Source organism: Salinimicrobium oceani, assembly GCF_012037645.1.
Map to the genome: position 1 here is coordinate 1 of NZ_JAAVJR010001278.1, position 334 is coordinate 334.

Annotated in this window: 1 pseudogene; it reads right to left on the reverse strand. The window is 47.0% G+C overall.

Going from position 1 to position 334, the window contains the following annotated elements:
- Positions 1 to 315 (reverse strand): annotated as a pseudogene (locus tag HC175_RS24505) (sodium/glucose cotransporter); the annotation flags it as partial.
- Positions 316 to 334 lie beyond the last annotated feature (19 nt).

Here is a 334-nt window from a genome sequence, read left to right on the forward strand (position 1 = left end):
TTCGGCAATAAAGGAAGGATCTGTAAATTCCGGTCCAATTGCTCCGCCGGGTCCGGTGTTAAGTACATAGGCAATAATCCCGGGAACTACAACGATCAAAGGAAGCAGAAGTTTCAAAAATCCGGCAAGAATGATCCCTTTTTGGGACTCTTTCAGGTTTTTGGCTGCCAGGGTACGTTGAATGATATACTGGTTAAAGCCCCAGTAGTAAAGGTTGGCAACCCACATTCCTCCAATAAGAACGGCCAGCCCCGGTAGGTCCCACCAGGCATCTTTTCCATTGGGTGTCGTTATTTCCCCTTTTTCAAGGATCATGGAAAATTTCTCGGGTACC